This window comes from Actinosynnema sp. NPDC023658 (assembly GCF_040639995.1).
Classification (GTDB): domain Bacteria; phylum Actinomycetota; class Actinomycetes; order Mycobacteriales; family Pseudonocardiaceae; genus Actinosynnema.
In genome coordinates this window covers 1-1894 of the sequence record NZ_JBFAAX010001030.1, presented here as the reverse complement: position 1 = coordinate 1894, position 1894 = coordinate 1, and the positions used below count along the sequence as shown (strand labels likewise).

1 protein-coding gene and 1 pseudogene are annotated in these 1894 nt (G+C 71.9%); one reads left to right on the top strand and one right to left on the bottom strand.

What is annotated here, in order from left to right; translation table 11 throughout:
* Positions 1 to 181: 181 nt before the first annotated feature.
* Positions 182 to 805 (top strand): DUF1345 domain-containing protein, encoded by a 624-nt coding sequence (locus AB0G02_RS37700; RefSeq protein WP_360804545.1) that lies wholly within the window; start codon positions 182 to 184, stop codon positions 803 to 805.
* 136 nt (positions 806 to 941) lie between these two features.
* On the opposite strand, the pseudogene AB0G02_RS37695 reads toward AB0G02_RS37700, so the two are convergent.
* Positions 942 to 1894 (bottom strand): annotated as a pseudogene (locus AB0G02_RS37695) (hypothetical protein); the annotation flags it as partial.

Here is a 1894-nt window from a genome sequence, read left to right as displayed (position 1 = left end):
GGGCCCTCCCCCCCCCCCCCCCCGCCGCCCACCTCACCCCCCGCGCCCCCACCCCCCCCCCCCCCCGCCCCCGTGAGCAGACGCTCGGGGGGCCAGGGCTCTCCCCACGTCGTTCCCTCGGAGTGACCGTCGTCTTCGGACGAGGTGGGCGACGCCCCTGCCGTTCCAGTGAAGGAAAGACATGCGCTTCAGCCCGTCAACCGTGCTGTCCCGGATCCTCGAGAGCACGCTCGCCCTGCTCGGCGTCCCCCTCTTCTTCGCAGAAGTGGACGACACCAGGTGGATCGCGTTGTGGGACCTCATCGCCGTCGTCTACCTCACGATCCGCGTCATCCGCCTCAGTCGCAGTAAGCGGGCGGGCGACGACCAGGGCGCGTGGGTCAAGAGCGCGCTGGGCCGCCGCAGCGGCACCTTGTTCACCCTGTTCACCAGCATCGTCGGGATCACGTCCGGCCTGACCATCGTGCTCATCGAGGACGGCACCCCAGCGGCGGTGCTCGGCAAGGCCGCGGGTGTGCTCGCCGTGCTGCTGGCGTGGGCGATCCTGCACTTCGGCTACGCCGACCGCTACGCGCAGGCCTACTACAGCGCCCTGCCCAACAAGCTGTTGGTGTTCCCGGACACCGAGCACCCGACGTTCATCGACTTCGCGTACTTCTCGTTCACCGTGGGCACCACGTTCGCGGTCTCCGACGTCGAGTCGCGCACCTCCGGGATGCGGCTGCGGATCCTCGCGCACGGCGTGCTCTCGTTCATCTACAACACCGCGATGCTCGGCATCGCCTTCGGCGTGATCAGCGGCTGATCAACCGCTGGCGCGAATCCGTCCGGCGCAGCACGAACAATCTCGCGTGGCAGCACCAGCAGCTACACCCCGTCGGCCGCTGATGACGCTGGACCTCGTGAGCCGCGGTGCTGCCCCGGCCCACCACCCGTCCGGGTCAGCGGCGGCACTCGTAGAGGGTCCGCGGTGGGCGCAGCGGTCCGGCCGGTTCCCCTGCTCCGATCGTCCCGCCGTACGCGGTGGGGTCGACCTCGGCGCAGTTCTGCTCGATCCACCGGCGCCGTGCGCGGAGGGGGTTGTCGTCGGGGCCCGTGCCGTCGGGGTCGCTGAGGACGAACCTCAGCCTGCCCTGGGAGGTCCACTTCCGGAGCCGGTCCACCGAAGGAGCGTCGTCCAGACCGGTGAACCCGCCCATGCCGATCACCGTGTCGTCCGAGCCGATGACGTAGGCCGCTGCGATCGGCGCAGGGGCGTTGACGGCGAGGGTGATTTCGACGCCCTCGCCGTTCTCCCTGGCGTAGTCCAGGACGCGGCGCTGATCGTCGGTGAGCTCGGCTCGGCCGCCCACGCCCGGGATCCCGCCCGGGAGGCCGGCCCGCGGGTTCGCGCCGGTCGACAGGAGGTCCTCCAGCACGCCGAGGTCGTAGCCGCCGGCCGGTCCGGCGGCGGGCATCACCCCGTTGTCGCTCTTCTCGGCTGCGGTGCCGATCGACCAGACCGCGGGGACCAGCAGCACCGCGACCACACCGAGCAGCAGCGCGGGCCGGCCGAGGGCACGACCGCCCGGCGCCAGGCGGCCCGCCACCAGGCCGATGACGGCCACCGCGGCGACCACGAGCACGGCCCAGCGCGCCCACCCGTGCCAGGCCGGTTCACGGGACGCGAGGACCCAGGCCCACGCCGCGGTCACCACGACCGCCGACGGCAGCAACACCCAGCCGACGCCCCCGGACCGGTAGGCACGCCAGGAACGCGCCAGGCCCACGGCGCAGATCGCGGCGACGGCGGGCGCGAGCATGGTGGTGTAGTAGGGGTGGAAGATGCCCTTGGCGTAGCTGAACACCAGTGAGGTGACCACCAGCCAACCGCCCCACAGGAACCACGCGGCAC

What these genes read in the sequence shown, in the direction of transcription:
- AB0G02_RS37700 (WP_360804545.1), top strand. Translation starts at nt 182, where the DNA reads ATGCGCTTCAGCCCGTCAACCGTGCTGTCCCGGATCCTCGAGAGCACG.